This window comes from Nocardia sp. NPDC058518, assembly GCF_042719655.1.
GTDB lineage: Bacteria > Actinomycetota > Actinomycetes > Mycobacteriales > Mycobacteriaceae > Nocardia.
Genome location: NZ_JBHXNJ010000007.1, coordinates 218,730 through 233,374, shown reverse-complemented (window position 1 = coordinate 233,374; position 14,645 = coordinate 218,730). Strand labels below are relative to the sequence as shown.

The following is a 14,645-nucleotide window of genomic DNA, read 5'->3' as shown; positions in this document are numbered from 1 at the left end:
TTGACGCAACCGGAAGGTTGCAATACTCTGAGTTGCAACCAATCAGTTGCAATATATGAGGAGGCGTCATGGGATTCCCTGATCAGATCGTTCGGACCGTCGAGCTCGCGCATCCGCCCGCCCAGGTGTGGGCGGCGATCACCACCGCCGAAGGGCTCGCTAGCTGGTTCGGCAATACCGCCGAAATCGACCTGCGGCCGGGTGGGGACATGCGGATGACCTGGAAGGAAGGGTTCGCCGCGGACATGCGGGTGGAGCGGGTCGAGGAGCCCTCGGTGTTCGGCTACACCTGGCCGATCAACGGACTGCCCGACGACGACCCGCGGCGCACCTACGTCGAGTTCAGCCTCGAGCCGGTGGGCGGCGGGACCCGGCTGACCGTGACCGAGACCGGCTTCGCCCAACTGCCCGACGAGGCGCACAAGGAAGCATTCGAGGGCAATGTCGGCGGCTGGAAGAGCGAACTGGCCGAGCTCGTCGAGTACCTCGATGCGGCCTGAGCTCGAGGCCACCGCCGAACGGGTCTTCGTCGCGCTGGCCGATCCGAGCAGGCGGTCGGTACTCGCCGCACTCGCCGCGCACGGACCGGCCACCGCGACCGACCTCGCCGATCGGCTGCCCATCACCCGGCAGGCGATCGCGAAACACCTTGCCCTGCTCGCGGATACGGGCCTGGTGATCGCGGAACCGGGGGAGCGGCGGCGCGTGCGCTACCGCCTCGATTCCGCCCCGATGCAAGTGGCACAACAATTTCTGGCCGCCCTGTCCCGTGACTGGGACGGCCCACTCGACGCGCTCCGCCGGCATCTCGACGGCTGAGCCGGAAGGAAACGCAATGAGCGAGGACGACTTCACCGCGACCATCACCGTCGACAAGACACCCGAGGAGGCCTTCGCGGCCGTCAACAACGTGTGGGCCTGGTGGTCGGAGACCATCGAGGGCAGCACCGGCACGGTCGGCGACAGCTACCTCTTCGAGGTCCCCGGCCTGCACCGCGCCACCATGACGACCACCGAATCGATCCCCGGTAAGCGCCTGGTCTGGCACGTCACCGACTCGCACCTGTCGTTCATCACCGACACCGCCGAATGGGAGGACACCGACGTCGTCTTCGACATCACCGAAAACGCCGACGGCACCGAAATCCGTTTCACCCATACGGGTTTGGTCCCGGCTGGTGAATGCTACGAGGTGTGCGCCAACGCCTGGGGCGCCTACATCACCAGCAGCCTGCGCGGCCTGCTCACCACCGGCGAAGGCGATCCGTTCCGGCGGACGAGCACCGGGGAGTCGGAGTTGCGCAAGCACGGCAACGCCGATTTGGTGAAGCCACGCCCCTGATCAGCCCCGCGGCGCGATGAGCAGCGTCTGGGTGCTGCGCCCGATCGGCCCGGTCTCGTCGAACAGTGCGGATTCGGCGAGGCCGATGCCGTGCGGCTGGGGATGGGTCACCGCGTCCAGACACACCCACTCGCCGACCGGCTGACGATGCAGGGTGACGGTGAGGTCGGTGTTGATGAACAGATACTTCGACCAGTCGAGGACCGCACTGACCCCGTTGCCGGAATCGGCGGCGGCCAGTGTGCGTTCCAGCGGACTCGGAGTGGTGCCCGCGACGATCGGGTACTTCAACCGGATCCAGCAGACAGCGGGACCGGGCGCGGCGAAAGAGCCTGTGGTGAAACGATATTCGATGCCGGTGTGGAAACCGATCTTCTGCTCGGACGGAAACGGCTCCGGCTCGGTCGCCGCGGGCAGCGGCCTGGTTCCGGTCGGCAGGAACTCCGCGGGCAGATCGAGCGCGGGCTCGGCGACCTTGAGCCGCCACGCGTTGGCCTGCATCACCGGCCCGCGCTCCGACGACAAGGTCGCCTCGATCAGCTCGACACTGCGCCCCGACCGCACCACCTTCGCCTGCGCGGTGAGCGGAGCCAGCGGCACCGGCCCGAGGATCTCGACGGCGAGCCGGCCGACCTGAAACCCAGGCCGTGGCGCACATCGCTCGATCACATGCCCGAGCAGCGCCGACGGCGGGCCGGCATGCTGTGCGTCCGGCGACCACGGGCCGCGCGTCAGCTCGGTCGAGAGGTACCGATCCGGGTCGGCGGGGTCGGTGAGATAGAAGGCATCGGCCACCTCGCCGACGTTACCCCGCCGACCTTCGTGGCGGGATCGCGCTCTAGGCGCTGCCGGTGGTCAAAGCTGTGAACAGGTCGAACAGGGGGCGCAAGGCGCACGGGCTGGTGTCGGAGGTGCAGCCGATGGACGAGGACCCGGAGTCGGCGACCGGCAGCGATGCCGCCTGGGCGGTGCCGAGCGGGGCGGCGAGGGAAAGGGCGGCGGCCGCGAGGGCTCCGGCGACGATGCGCTTCATATGGTTCAGCTCCAGTGCTCGGCGTGTCGGTAGGTCGACACGCCGCCAACTTTACCGAGCGACACCGAGAGCGAAAGCCCCGAAATCCAGGGGTGCACGCGGCACACCCACACAGTGCGACGCCCACCCGATCGCGGAGAGCGGACGGGCGTCGACAGTGCTACAGCGGTCAGGAGACGACCGGGAGATACACCTTGCTGCCCTGGTCGGCGAACTCGGCGGACTTCTCGGCCATGCCCGCCTCGATCGCGGCGACATCGGTGAGCCCCTGCTTCTCGGCGTACTCGCGCACGTCGGCGGAGATCCGCATCGAGCAGAACTTCGGACCGCACATCGAGCAGAAGTGGGCGGTCTTGGCGGGCTCGGCCGGCATCGTCTCGTCGTGGTACTCGCGGGCCGTGTCGGGGTCGAGCGAGAGCGCGAACTGGTCGTGCCAGCGGAATTCGAAACGGGCCTTGGACAATTCGTTGTCGCGGTCCTGGGCGTGCGGGTGCCCCTTGGCGAGGTCGGCGGCGTGGGCGGCGATCTTGTAGGTGATCACGCCGACCTTGACGTCGTCGCGGTTGGGCAGGCCGAGGTGCTCCTTCGGCGTGACGTAGCAGAGCATCGCGGTGCCGGCCTGGGCGATGATCGCGGCGCCGATGGCCGAGGTGATGTGGTCGTAGGCGGGCGCGATATCGGTGGCCAGCGGGCCGAGGGTGTAGAACGGCGCCTCTTCGCAGAGCTCTTCCTCGAGCTTCACGTTCTCCACGATCTTGTGCATCGGCACGTGGCCGGGGCCTTCGATCATCACCTGCACGCCATAGGATTTCGCGATCTTGGTGAGCTCGCCCAGGGTGCGCAGCTCGGCGAACTGGGCCTCGTCGTTGGCGTCGGCGATGGAGCCGGGGCGCAGGCCGTCACCGAGGGAGAAGGTCACGTCGTACTTCGCGAGGATCTCGCACAGCTCACGGAAGTGCGTGTACAGGAACGATTCCTGGTGATGGGCCAGACACCAGGCGGCCATGATGGAGCCACCGCGCGAGACGATGCCGGTGACGCGCTTGGCGGTGAGCGGGATGTAGCGCAGCAGCACGCCCGCGTGCACGGTCATGTAGTCGACACCCTGCTCGCACTGCTCGATCACGGTGTCGCGGTACATCTCCCAGGTGAGCTTGGTGGGATCACCGTTCACCTTCTCGAGCGCCTGGTAGATCGGCACGGTGCCGATCGGGACCGGGGAGTTGCGCAGGATCCACTCACGGGTTTCGTGAATGTTCTTGCCGGTGGACAGGTCCATGATGGTGTCGGCGCCCCAGCGCGCGGCCCACACCATCTTCTCGACCTCTTCGGCGATCGACGACGACACCGCCGAGTTGCCGATATTGGCATTGATCTTGACCAGGAACTTCTTGCCGATGATGGTCGGCTCCAGCTCCGGGTGGTTGTGGTTGGCCGGGATCACCGCGCGGCCGAGCGCGACCTCGTCACGCACCAGCTCGGGCGAGACACCCTCGCGGGCGGCGATGAACCGCATCTCGGGGGTGATGATGCCCTGGCGAGCCCAGGCGAGCTGGGTCGGCGGGCCGTCGACGGTAGGGGATTCCCATTCGTAGCGCAGTTTCGGCAGGCCTGCTTCGAGGTCGATCACCGCGTTGTCGTCGGTGTACGGACCGGAGGTGTCGAAGACATCGAAGTGGTCGCCGTTGGTGAGGTTGATGCGGCGAACCGGGATGCGCAGGCCGTCCACCTCCTGGTAGTGCTTGACGCTGCCCTGGATCGGACCGGTGGTGACGGTGTCGACCGTTCCGTCAGAAGACGTGCTCGAGCCCATGATTCTTCCTCCCTACGCCGGCATTACCCGGTCAGGTTCATACGGTCGACGGCCCTGACGCCCGATTGGGCTAGCCGTCCTCTCAGCCCGCTGGTGCGAGCCCCCGTTGGTGTGAATTGCCCCGCCGACGATACCCGCCGTGAATCGCGACCCGCCCGGGGACAGCCCGGACGGATCGCGCGCGCGGGTCGCTACACCGACGCCGAGTGAAGCCGCTTCGGCGCGTCGTGCGCGATGTCCTCGGCCTCGTCGAGCCCGAACTTGTTGTGCAGCACCACGAGGGGCTTCGGCGCCCACCAGTTCCAGGTGCCCATCATCCGCATGAGCGCGGGTGCGAGCAGGCCGCGGATGACCGTCGCGTCGCTGATCACCGCGAGCGCGCAGCCGAGGCCGAACAGTTTCATCATCGACACACCCGAGGCGGCGACGCCGAGGAACACGATGCTCATCAGCAACGCGGCGGCGGTGAAAATGCGCCCGGTGCGGGCCACGCCCATCGCGACGGCCTCGGTATTGCCCTCGGTGGTCTTCGGCCCGGCCAGCCATTCCTCGCGAATCCGCGACAGCAGGAAGACCTCGTAGTCCATGGACGCGCCGAAGGCCAGGCTGAACATGAGGATGGGCATGGCCAGGTTGAGGGTGCCGGTGGCGGTGAATCCGAGCAGCTCCGACAGGTGGCCTTCCTGGAAGATCCACACCATCGCGCCGAACGTCGCCGCCAGCGACAAGATGTTGAGGATCAGCGCCTTGATCGGCAGCACCACGCTGCCGGTGAACAGGAACAGCAGCACCAGGGTGGTGAGGGCGATCAGCGCGCCTGCCAGTGGCAGTTTGCCGGTGATCGCGGTGACCGAGTCCTGGTTCAGCGCCCCAGGGCCGGTGATCAGGGCCTTCGACGGTGCGGCAACGGTGCGCAGAGTGTCGAGCTGGGCGCCGCCCGCGGTGGAGTAGGGGTCGAGTGAGGTCGCGACCGACAGGTAGGCGCCGTGCTGCGGGTCCGTCATCTCGGGCACGCCCGCGGCCACCCGCATCCCGTTGCGATACACCGCCGCACTGCTGAGGACGGCCGGTACGTCGGGCACCTTGGACAGCTCGCGGGCGTAGGTGTCGAGTTCTGCCGCGCTGCCACGGAATTCGGGCAGCACGACGGTCGCGCTGGAGGCGAGGTCGGCGTCGAATTCGGTGCGCAGGATGTCGCCCACTTGGCGACTGGCGACATCGGTGGGCAGCGCCCGGTCGTCGGGATAGCCGAACTGGACACCGAGGAACGGCGCTCCGAGCAGCAGCAGGAACGCGGTGGTGGCCAGCGCGATCGACATCGGCCGCTTCATCACGGCGATGACAAGGCCATACCAAAACGTCTGACGAGGTTCCTTTTCCGTCCTCGGAGACAGCCGGAACAGTCGGCGCATCGGTGCGCGCAGGTCGCCCGCATCGATGCGATGACCGACCAGGATGAGCAGGGCGGGCAGCACGATTACCGCGGCGGCCGCCGCGGCGGCGACCACGGCGATGCCCGCGTAGGCGAACGACCTGAAGAAGTACTGCGGGAACACCAGCAGTGCCGACAGCGAGAGCGCGACGACCAGTGCCGAGTACACGACCGTGCGACCAGCGGTGCGGATCGCGCGGGTCACCGCGGCTGCCGGGGTAGCGCCCGCGGTCAGTTCTTCGCGATACCGGCTGACGATGAACAGGCTGTAATCGATCGCCAGCGCCAGTCCGAGTGCCGTGGTCATGTTCAGCGCGAAGATCGACACGTCGGTGAGAGCGGTCAGCACGCGCAGAATGCCCAGCGACGCCGCGATGGCGAACAGCCCGATCGCCACCGGCAGCGCGGCGGCCATGAGGCTGCCGAACACCAGTGCCAGCAGCAGACCGGTGATCGGGATCGCGATCGCCTCGGCGATGATCAGATCCTTGCTGATCTGGGTGTTGATGTCGCCGAAGGTCGCGGCGAGCCCGCCGGCCTTGATCGTCACCAGACCGCTCTCGACCTGCAGTTCTTCGCTCAGCTTCGCCGCCCGAACGGGTAGTTCGGCGTCGTCGCCCTCGATACTGGCCAGGATCAGCGCGTGGTTGCGGTCCTTGCTCAGCATCCCCTGTTTGAGATCGGGGCGTGCGGTCCAATACGACTGCACCCCGCGCACCTCGGGATGGGTGCGCAGTACTGAGATCGCCCGGTCGGCGGCCTCGCGCGCGGCGGCGGAGTTTCCTACGTCCTCGGCGGAGATCGTCAGGACGTAGTTGGGCTCGCTACCGGGGAAGTGGTCGCTCAGGTATTGGCTGGCCTGCACCGAATCGAGATCTTCGGTGACGAATCCACCCGATTTCATGTGCGAGTGCACGGTGGCGCCGATCGCGCCACACAAGATCATCAGCAACAGTGCGACCGCGACCACCAACCGTGGCCGGGCAACGGCGGTGTGGGCGATTCTCGTCAACATCGTCGGGTGCCCTCTGTTCGGAAACGTTTTCGAACCGTCACCGTATCCCGCGCGCGAATCCGCGCGATACCGCCTCGGGGTGGAGGAAGGGCGAGTACCATCTCCGCCCCTGGGTGGACGCCTCGGCGCACGCATTATGGATAGGGGGCGGAGATTCGGCCACCGACCTCCCCGAGGCCGATCCGCCTTCCCTCGGTACCCGGCGCGGTGGCGGTGATCGTCACCTCGTCGCCGTCGGCCAGGAAGGTGCGTTCCTCACCGCTCACGGTGATGGATTGGGATCCACCCCAGGACAATTCGATGAAGGAGCCGCGTTGCGACGGCTCAGGGCCGGAAATCGTGCCGGAGGCGTAGAGGTCACCGGGTCGGATCGAGGCGCCGTTGGCGGTGAGGTGGGCCAGCATCTGGGCGGGAGACCAGTACATGCGCGAATAGGGTGGATGCGCTACGACTTCGCCGTTCCAGGCGACCGTGAGGTCGATGTCGAGGCCGTAGTTGCCCGCGCCGCGCAGGTACGGCAGCGGCTCGGGGTCCTGTGCCGGGAGCGGCACCTGTGCCTGTGCCAGTGCGGAAAGGGGCGTGATCCAGGCCGATATCGACGTGGTGAACGACTTGCCGAGGAACGGGCCGAGCGGCTGGTACTCCCAGGCCTGGATATCGCGCGCCGACCAGTCGTTGACCAGGGCGACGCCGAAGACGTGCTCGCTGAACTCGTCGACGGTGACCGGCACCCCGAGGGTGGAACCGGTACCGACGACGAAACCCAATTCGGCCTCGATATCCAGCCGCTGCGACGGGCCGAAATCAGGTGTGCCCGCGGCTGTCCGCCGCTGGCCCTGCGGCCTGATGACCGTCGTATCCGAGACGACCACGGTGCCGGCCCGGCCGTGATAGCCCACCGGCAGGTGGCGCCAATTCGGTAGCAGCGGTTCGCTATCCGGGCGGAAGAGCCTGCCGAGGTTGGTGGCGTGATCGATGCTGGCGTAGAAGTCCACGTAATCGCCGATCCGCACCGGCAGCGCCATCCGCACCGACGACACCGGGTACACGGCATCGACGGGCAGCGCGGTGCCTGCGAGTTCACGCAGCCTGTCGCGGACTTCGCGCCAGCGGCTGTGCCCCTGGGCGAGAAAGGCATTCAGGTCGGGACGGGCGAACACCGAATCATCGAGCAGCGCCGCCAGATCGAGCACCGAATCGCCCAATCGGGCACCGACCCGGAAGTCGCCGCCCGGTGGTGCGAAAACGCCGTAGGGCATGTTCTCCGCGCCGAACAGGGAATCGGCGGGGACCTCCACACGCAGCAGGCTCATCGCAGCCCCGGCCCGCGACCCGACCACGTCCACGCATACGCCGGATCTTCACAGGCCAGCGCACCCTCGCCGAGTTGCAGCGGCCGGAACGTGTCCACCATCACCGCCAGTTCGTCGAAGAACTCCGCCCCGATACTGCGTTCGTAGGCACCGGGTTGCGGGCCGTGCGCATAACCACCCGGATGCACCGATACCGAACCCTGGGTGATGCCGGAACCCTTGCGCGCCTCGTAGTTTCCGCCGCAATAGAACATGATCTCGTCGGAATCCACGTTGGAGTGGTAGTACGGCACCGGAATCGACAGCGGGTGATAGTCGACTTTGCGTGGCACGAAATTGCAGATGACGAAATTGGTGGCCTCGAAGGCCTGATGCACCGGCGGCGGCTGATGTACGCGGCCGGTCAGCGGTTCGAAATCGGCGATATTGAACGTGTACGGGTACAGGCAGCCATCCCAGCCGACGACATCGAACGGATGCCTCGCGTACGTCATCCTGGTGCCGATCACCTCGTTGCCCGCCCGATGTTTCACCAGCACCTCCACATCGGTGTCCCCGACGAGCAGCAATTCGAGTGGTCCGTGCAGATCCCGCTCGCAGTACGGCGAATTCTCCAGCAGCTGACCGAATTTCGAGAGGTAGCGCTTGGGTGGGGTGATGTGGCTCGACGCCTCGATCACATACGCGCGCACCGGTTCCTCGCCCATCGGCAGCCAGCGGTGCGTCGTCGAGCGCGGCATCAGCACCTGGTCGCCCTGCCGGACCGGCAAGATCCCGAACACGCTCTCGACCACGGCCGCACCGGATTCCACGTACACCAGCTCGTCGCCGATGGCATTGCGGTACAGCGGTGACGCGCCCTTGGCGACCACGTACGAGATCCGCACATCGGCATTGGCCAGCAGCAACCTGCGCCCGGTCACCGGGTCGGTCGTGGTGGCCGTATCGCCGGGGAACAGCAGCGGCAGCCGCAGATGCCGGTGGTGCAGTGGATGATTCGGCGTCAAGGTCTGGTCGGGCAGCTCCCAGACGGTCGCGTCGACGATCGCGGGCGGCAAGCCGCGGTGATAGAGCAGCGAGGAGTCCCCGGAGAACCCCTCCTCGCCCATCAACTCTTCGTAATAGAGGTTGCCGCGCTCATCCCGATGCTGGGTGTGGCGCTTCGGCGGCACCGACCCGACACGGCGATAAAACGACATAAGGGATACCTCCCGCTACGTTGCAGCTGGAACTTCCACCTCCAACGTACCGAGAACGCGCGCCGACCACTCAGAATTCGGCGATGACCGGGGCGTGGTCGCTTGCGCCCTTTCCCTTGCGTTCCTCGCGGTCCACCGACGCGTCCTTGATCCGGTCGGCGAGGGCGGGGGAGGCGAGGATGAAATCGATGCGCATGCCCTCCTTGCGGGGGAAACGCAGCTGGGTGTAGTCCCAGTAGGTGTAGACGCCGGGGCCGGGCGCGAACGGGCGCATCACATCGCGGAAGCCGAGATCGAGCATGGACTGGAATGCCTCGCGCTCGGGCGCGGAGGTGTGGGTCTTGCCGATGAACAGCTCCGGCGCCCAGACATCGTCGTCGGTGGGGGCGATATTCCAGTCGCCGACCAGCGCGATCTTCGCCTCTGGGTCTTCGGCCAGCCAGCCGGCCGCCTTCGCGTGCAGGGTCGAGAGCCAGTTCAGTTTGTAGGTGTAGTGCGGGTCGGCGAGTGCGCGGCCGTTGGGGACGTAGAGGCTCCACACCCGCACTCCGCCGCAGGTCGCACCGAGCGCGCGCGCCTCGACCACCGGCGATTCGATCAGCGAATCGCCCGCGTCCTTGTCGAAACCGGGCTGATCGGGGAACGCGAGCTCGACATCGGCGAGCCCGACCCGCGAAACGATCGCGACACCGTTCCACTGATTGAGCCCCACATGCGCCACCTCGTACCCCGCGGCCTCGAACTGCTCGAAGGGGAACTGATCGTCACGGCACTTGGTCTCCTGCAACGCCAGCACATCGATGTCGTGGCGGTCGAGAAAGGCGATCGCCCGATCGACGCGGGAGCGGATCGAGTTGACGTTCCAGGTGGCGAGACGCACGACAGCGATGGTCCTTTCGGGGACTAATGGCTCTGGGGGGCGGCGTAGCGGTAGGCGTGGTGTTCGATGAAGCCGAGTTCGCGGTACAGGGCAAGGGCGCCGGAGTTGCCCACTTCTACCTGGACGTAGGCGTGGCTCGCGCCCTGCTCGGCACCCCACCGGATCAGTTCGGCGCACAGTAGCGCGCCGAGTCCGTTGCGGCGGTGCGCGGTCGCTACGGCCACGCAGGTGAGGCCGACCCAGCGCCTGCCGTCGGGGGCGGTGGTCACCGCGCCGCGGCCGATGGACAGTGGTTCGGGCAAGCCGAGTGAGGCGAAGCCGAGAGTGCCGTCGAGGACCGAGGTGAGCACGGCCAGATCCGGTTCGCGCACGGCGGGGTCGAGGGGGATCTCGCCGCGGTAGCGGTGGGTCCGGAGCCAGCCGTCCTCTGGCACATCGGCGATCCGCACCATCGAGGGTCCTTGCGGCAGGACGAAATTCGCGATGTCGAGACCGAGGACCACGGTCTCGCTCCAGGTGTTCCAGGTCGGCGGGACAGGGGCGAGCCGGTCGGGCAGTTGCAGCAGCAGCGGCAACCCCTGACTCGTGTACCAGTCCGCGATCTTGTGCATGGTGTCGATCGACAACACCGCGGGCACTCCCGACTCGCCCAGCGGCACAGCCGAATTCGCACGCCCGGTGTAGCCGTTGCCCGCCCGCACCAGCCAGCCGTCGATCCACAGGTGCGCGCTGCCCGGCCAGGCCATGGCCGCCGCGGTCTCCAGCGACCGGATCTCTTTGGTTCGAATCGGCCTCGGCCCCAGCGCTTTCAGCGCGACAACGCGATCAGCGGACACCGAGACCAGCTCACCCTCGGTGGTACGCACCGAAGGCGGCGTCAGGGACACCAGTTCGCCGATCACATCGGTGAGCGGCTGGGGATAACCCGCGGGCAGCTGGTACCGCATCACCACGCGCCGCCCGAGCGGAATGTCAGTCGTCATGACCGAACGGATCGGGAACGGTTCCGGGAATCCAGCTCAAACCCGGTGTGCCCCAGCCGTTTCGCTTGATCGCCTTCTTGGCGGCGCGGGCATTGCGGCCGACCAGCACGTCGACGTAGAGGAAACCGTCGAGGTGGCCCACCTCGTGCTGCAGCATGCGCGCGAAGAAGCCGGTGCCCTCCAGCTCGACGGGCTCGCCGTTCTCGTCGGTCCCGGTGACCTTCGCCCAGTCCGCGCGACCGGTCGGGAACTGCTCGCCGGGCACCGACAGGCAGCCTTCCTCGTCGTCATCGGGGTCGGGCATGGTCTCGGGGATCGCCGAGGTCTCCAGCACCGGGTTCACCACCACGCCCTTGCGGCGCACGGGGTTGCCGGTGGCGTCGAAGTCGGGGCAGTCGTAGATGAACAGCCGCTTGCCGACGCCGACCTGATTGGCCGCCAGGCCGACACCCTTGGACTCTTCGAGAGTGTCGTACATATCCGCGATGAGCTCGGCCAGCTCCGCGGGGGTCTCCGTCACCTTCGCGGTGGGGTTGTGCAGAACGGGGTCACCGACGATCACGATCGGGAGAATTGCCATGGTCGCCATTATCGCCGCTCGGGTGGGCCGATGATCGGCGGACCCCTGTGGGCCGCGCCACCCCTACTGGCCTTCAGTCAACACGCCGTGACATGGGTCGAATGATCCGGGGAACCCGTGGTTGAATGACGACGGTATTCAGCGTCTCGTGATACACGGCGAGGGAGCAAGATGGACGGCGCAGTAGCTCGGCACAGCTCCGGGATGTCCGACGGCCCCACTGTGGGCGAACAGGACTCGGCGGCCGACGAGAGCACCGGTCTGAGCCGCCGCGAGCTCGACATCCTCGACTTCGAACGTAAATGGTGGAAATACGCGGGCGCCAAGGAAGACGCGATCCGCGAACTGTTCTCCATGTCGGCCACCCGGTACTACCAGGTCCTCAACGCGGTCGTCGACTCCGACGCGGCGCTGGCCGCCGACCCGATGCTGGTCAAACGGCTGCGCAGACTGCGGGCGAGCAGGCAGAAGTCCCGTGCCGCCCGCAAACTCGGTTTCCAGGTCTGACATGACGGCCACACACCCGCTGTTGCGGCTAGGGTTGGGCGGGTGAGCAACCCGAACCCCACCCCCGGCGGCCCGCCGTTGCGCGCGCTGGCGATGGTGTTGATCGCGCTGGCCATTGTCTTCGCCGGTCTGGGTGCGATGTCGCTGTCGAACTCCGATGCCGTGGCATCGGACGCGGAGACCGAGACCACCACCTCCAGCGCGGTCGCGCAGGCGCCTGCCACCACGCCCGCGCCGAAGACCACCAGCGCGGCCGCTCCGACCACGACGACCTCCGTCGCGCCGACGACCACCGCCACGACCACGACCCCCGCAGCGGGTGCCGCGAATCAGGCGGTGCCGGTACGGGTGCTGAACAACAGCCTGGTCGCGGGTCTGGCCGCGCGCACCGCGAGCGAACTGACCACGGCGGGCTGGACCAATGTCAGCACCGGCAACTACAGCGGCGAAAACCTCACCACCACCACCGTGTACTACGGCGGCGGCGCGGGCGACAAGGCCGCGGCCACCGCGATCGCCCAGCAGGTCGGCGGGACGGTCGTGCCCAAGTCGGGGGATACCACCCCGGGTGTCGTCGTCGTACTGACCGGTCGCTGAACCAGGCGCGGCACGCGGTGCCGTAGGCCGCGTCGCCGCTGTGGCATCATCTTGAGCGGTATAGCCCCAGTCCGATAAGGAGTCCCCTGATGGCCACGTCGACAACTCGTCGCCCGTCCTGGCGCATTGTGACCCCGGTGCTCGCGGTCGCCGCGTTCGGGCTCGTTGCCTGCACCAACAGCCAGGAGTCGAGTGACGTCAAGGGCACCACGCCGCCGGTGTGGACCAGCTCGGCGGCCCCAGGGGCTGAAAGCGGCGACCACGGTGGCGGTCACGCCGCACCGTCGGCGACCGCGGCCCCCGGCCACGGCGACGATCACGGTGGCGTGGCGGGCGGCTTGAAGACCTCGCTCAAGAACGGTGCGGGTGCCGAGGTCGGCACCGCGACCATCGTCGCTGAGGGCAACCACCTGGTCGTCACCGTCGAGGCGCGCGGTCTGACGCCCGGCTTCCACGGCCTGCACTTCCACCAGAACGGCACCTGCGAGGGCGACTTCACCTCGGCCGGTGGACATCTGCAGGTCGGCGGTGCCACCGCGCACCCGGCCAGCGGTGACCTCACCTCGCTGCAGGTCGGCGCCGACGGTACCGCGAAGCTGGTCACCCGGACCGACACGGTCACCCTCGACAACCTCAAGGGCAAGGCGCTGATCATCCACGCGGGCGCCGACAACTTCGGCAACATCCCCCCGCGCTACACGCGTGAGGGTGGCACCGGCCCGGACGAGACCACCTTGAGCACCGGCGATGCGGGCGCCCGCGTGGCGTGCGGCGTCGTCGGTTAGCGAGACACCACCCATGGCCGGGGCATACGAGTCGGTTCCGTTTCGCGGTTCGCCCCGGCCGACCATCGGCATCGAATGGGAGATCGCGCTCGTCGACAAGGTGACGCGTGATCTTTCCAACACCGCCTCGGCGGTGTTCGACGCGGTCGGTGACCTGCGCGCGCACGACGGCACTCCGCAGGTGACCAAGGAATTGCTGCGCAACACCGTCGAATTGGTGACCGGCGTGCACGATACGGTCGGCGGCGCGGTCGAAGACCTGCACGGCACCATGAACGCGGTGCGGCGCGCGGCCGATCCGCTCGGCGTCGACCTGTTCTGCGCCGGCACCCACCCGTTCGCGGCGTGGTCGGCCCAACAGCTCACGCGCTCACCGCATTACGACGAACTGATCGAGCGCACCCAGTGGTGGGGCCGCCAGATGCTGATCTGGGGCGTGCACGTGCATGTGGGAGTGTCGCACCGGGACAAGGTCTTTCCGATCCTGAACTCGCTGCTGCTGTCGTATCCGCACCTGCTCGCGCTGTCGGCCTCCTCGCCGATGTGGTCCGGCGACGACACCGGCTACGCGAGCAACCGGGCGCTGATGTTCCAGCAGTTGCCGACCGCCGGGCTGCCGTTCCAGTTCGAGAACTGGCGCCAATTCGAAGGTTTCGTGCACGACCAGATGAAAACCGGTGTGTTCGAACAACTCGGCGGCATGCACTGGGACATCAGGCCCGCGCCCAAGTGGGGCACCATCGAGGTGCGCGTGTGCGACGGGCTGTCCAGCCGCGCCGAACTGGCTTCGGTGGCCGCGCTGATCCACTGCCTGATCGTCGATCTGGACCGGCGCCTGGAAAACGGCGAGGACCTGCCGACGCTGCCGCCATGGCATGTGCAGGAGAACAAATGGCGGGCCGCGCGCTACGGGCTCGACGCGATCGTGATCGTCGACGACGCCAGCAATGAGCGTTTGGTCACTGACGATCTGATGGATCTGCTCACCCGGCTCGAGCCGACCGCGAAGCGTCTCGGCTGCGTCGACGAGCTGGCCGCGGTGGCTGACATCCCCCGCCACGGCGCCTCCTACCAGCGGCAACGCCGGGTAGCCACGCAGACACAGGGTGACATGGTCGCGGTCGTCGACGCGCTGGTGCGCGAGCTGGATCATTGACATCCTCCCT

The 14,645-nt window shown here is 67.4% G+C and carries 16 protein-coding genes and 1 riboswitch; of the genes, 7 read left to right on the top strand and 9 right to left on the bottom strand.

Translation table 11 applies throughout. The features are described from left to right. The first annotated feature begins 68 nt into the window (after nucleotides 1-68). Genes ACFWPX_RS15755 through ACFWPX_RS15745 form a run of 3 tightly spaced genes read left to right on the top strand, consistent with a single transcriptional unit; the run spans nucleotide 69 to nucleotide 1,342 of the window. Entirely contained in the window at nucleotides 69-500 is a 432-nt protein-coding gene (locus ACFWPX_RS15755) for an SRPBCC domain-containing protein (RefSeq protein ID WP_378927959.1), read from the top strand. Further along, a complete protein-coding gene (locus ACFWPX_RS15750; protein ID WP_378927958.1) occupies nucleotides 490-819 on the top strand; it encodes an ArsR/SmtB family transcription factor in 330 nt (109 codons plus the stop codon). Before ACFWPX_RS15755 ends, ACFWPX_RS15750 begins: the two co-directional genes overlap by 11 nt. A 16-nt stretch (nucleotides 820-835) precedes the next feature. Further along, entirely contained in the window at nucleotides 836-1,342 is a 507-nt protein-coding gene (locus ACFWPX_RS15745) for an SRPBCC domain-containing protein (RefSeq protein WP_378927957.1), read from the top strand. On the opposite strand, the gene ACFWPX_RS15740 is transcribed toward ACFWPX_RS15745, so the two are convergent. From ACFWPX_RS15740 to ACFWPX_RS15700, 9 genes are all read right to left on the bottom strand, one after another. Beyond that, nucleotides 1,343-2,137: a thioesterase family protein gene (locus ACFWPX_RS15740; RefSeq protein ID WP_378927956.1), complete on the bottom strand. Its 795-nt coding sequence runs from the start codon at nucleotides 2,135-2,137 to the stop codon at nucleotides 1,343-1,345. It lies immediately after the preceding gene. A 43-nt stretch (nucleotides 2,138-2,180) separates the two neighbouring features. Next, nucleotides 2,181-2,375, bottom strand: a complete 195-nt coding sequence (locus tag ACFWPX_RS15735; protein ID WP_378916604.1) for a hypothetical protein — start codon at nucleotides 2,373-2,375, stop codon at nucleotides 2,181-2,183. A gap of 169 nt (nucleotides 2,376-2,544) precedes the next feature. Further along, nucleotides 2,545-4,188, bottom strand: coding sequence for a phosphomethylpyrimidine synthase ThiC (gene thiC / locus ACFWPX_RS15730; protein WP_378927955.1), 1,644 nt, complete (start codon nucleotides 4,186-4,188; stop codon nucleotides 2,545-2,547). Then, a riboswitch (TPP riboswitch) is annotated at nucleotides 4,181-4,305 on the bottom strand. Its footprint overlaps the gene before it by 8 nt. Before the next feature lie 74 nt (nucleotides 4,306-4,379). After that, nucleotides 4,380-6,635 (bottom strand): MMPL family transporter, encoded by a 2,256-nt coding sequence (locus tag ACFWPX_RS15725; protein WP_378927954.1) that lies wholly within the window; start codon nucleotides 6,633-6,635, stop codon nucleotides 4,380-4,382. Nucleotides 6,636-6,769: 134 nt separating this feature from the next. Then, complete coding sequence (fahA, locus tag ACFWPX_RS15720; protein WP_378927953.1) at nucleotides 6,770-7,948, bottom strand: fumarylacetoacetase; 1,179 nt, start codon at nucleotides 7,946-7,948, stop codon at nucleotides 6,770-6,772. Continuing rightward, a complete protein-coding gene (locus tag ACFWPX_RS15715; protein WP_378927952.1) occupies nucleotides 7,945-9,147 on the bottom strand; it encodes a homogentisate 1,2-dioxygenase in 1,203 nt (400 codons plus the stop codon). Before ACFWPX_RS15715 ends, fahA begins: the two co-directional genes overlap by 4 nt. Before the next feature lie 70 nt (nucleotides 9,148-9,217). Further along, nucleotides 9,218-10,027 carry an exodeoxyribonuclease III gene (locus ACFWPX_RS15710; RefSeq protein ID WP_378927951.1) on the bottom strand — a complete coding sequence of 270 codons (810 nt, stop codon included), beginning with the start codon at nucleotides 10,025-10,027 and terminating at the stop codon, nucleotides 9,218-9,220. Between the two features lie 23 nt (nucleotides 10,028-10,050). Further along, entirely contained in the window at nucleotides 10,051-11,010 is a 960-nt protein-coding gene (locus tag ACFWPX_RS15705; RefSeq protein ID WP_378927950.1) for a GNAT family N-acetyltransferase, read from the bottom strand. Beyond that, on the bottom strand, nucleotides 11,000-11,590 hold the full coding sequence (locus ACFWPX_RS15700; protein WP_378927949.1) for a peptide deformylase: 591 nt from the start codon (nucleotides 11,588-11,590) through the stop codon (nucleotides 11,000-11,002). The genes ACFWPX_RS15705 and ACFWPX_RS15700 overlap by 11 nt, the downstream gene beginning before the upstream one ends. 171 nt (nucleotides 11,591-11,761) lie before the next feature. Here ACFWPX_RS15700 and ACFWPX_RS15695 point away from each other — a divergent pair, with 171 nt between their 5' ends. The 4 genes from ACFWPX_RS15695 to ACFWPX_RS15680 all read left to right on the top strand — a co-directional run bounded on the left by ACFWPX_RS15695 (nucleotide 11,762) and on the right by ACFWPX_RS15680 (nucleotide 14,635). After that, entirely contained in the window at nucleotides 11,762-12,097 is a 336-nt protein-coding gene (locus tag ACFWPX_RS15695; protein WP_378927948.1) for a DUF3263 domain-containing protein, read from the top strand. A 42-nt stretch (nucleotides 12,098-12,139) separates the two neighbouring features. Next, nucleotides 12,140-12,694 (top strand): LytR C-terminal domain-containing protein, encoded by a 555-nt coding sequence (locus ACFWPX_RS15690; protein ID WP_378916577.1) that lies wholly within the window; start codon nucleotides 12,140-12,142, stop codon nucleotides 12,692-12,694. An 89-nt stretch (nucleotides 12,695-12,783) separates the two neighbouring features. Further along, nucleotides 12,784-13,479 (top strand): superoxide dismutase family protein, encoded by a 696-nt coding sequence (locus tag ACFWPX_RS15685; RefSeq protein WP_378916574.1) that lies wholly within the window; start codon nucleotides 12,784-12,786, stop codon nucleotides 13,477-13,479. A 13-nt stretch (nucleotides 13,480-13,492) separates the two neighbouring features. Next, a complete protein-coding gene (locus ACFWPX_RS15680; RefSeq protein WP_378927947.1) occupies nucleotides 13,493-14,635 on the top strand; it encodes a glutamate--cysteine ligase in 1,143 nt (380 codons plus the stop codon). Nucleotides 14,636-14,645: the final 10 nt, after the last annotated feature.